The sequence below is a fragment of the Gardnerella sp. c23Ub_4 genome (genome assembly GCF_055804115.1).
In genome coordinates, this window is the sequence record NZ_JANUYO010000004.1 from 1 (window position 1) to 749 (window position 749).

Below are 749 nucleotides of genomic sequence, written 5' to 3' on the forward strand. Positions count from 1 at the left end.
GATGTTTACAGAAGAATTGCTTGGAACAATCGAGGAGTACGTTCTGTTGTTTGGCGTTGTTGTACTAGATGGGAAAATGGTCCTAGTGCTTGTGATGCTCCGACAGTAAAAGAGGAAGAGCTGCAGTCTGCTACAGTGAAAGCCATAAACAAGGTGTTTAGTGTACCGGATGAAGTATTGGATACGTTGAAGAATAATATTAGAGAAATTATTGCGGGCAACAACTTAAGTGAGATTGAGACGGTTGATAAAAAAATCGCGGACAAACAAGCGATACTACTAACCTTGCTTAAAGCTAAAAAAGACTACGCGAAAATAGCTGATGAGATTGATGAGCTGAAAGGTAAGAAACAGCAGCTTCTTATAGAAAAAGCAGGTCAAGAAGATGCTAAAAGACGAATCAGAGAAATGGAAGATTTTCTGAAAAGTGAGTGTCATGATATTAGTGAGTATGACGAGAAGCTGGTAAGAAAGTACATCAAGAAAATAAAAGTTTACGAGGACAAGTTCAGCGTAACTTTTAAATCAGAGATTAGTGTGGATGTTGAAAGGGCATCGTAAAAGTCAAAAGAATGTGAGCATTTGAAATGTTACAAAAGTCAGCCTAGGGGGAATCCTCTCTAGGCTATTTTTTATGCTCAAGAATCAAGCTATTAAGCCAATCTTAAACCTTTTAACGATAGCTTTTCCTATCGTTAAAAAGTGCACCCAATATCCATAGTGTGCACTCAAAAAAGTGTAGCTATACT

General features: G+C 37.7%; 1 protein-coding gene. It reads left to right on the forward strand.

The window, feature by feature from the left end; all coding sequences use genetic code 11:
- A partial coding sequence (locus NYP67_RS06520) for a recombinase zinc ribbon domain-containing protein (RefSeq protein ID WP_473411308.1) occupies positions 1 to 561 on the forward strand: 561 nt, incomplete at its 5' end.
- Positions 562 to 749 lie beyond the last annotated feature (188 nt).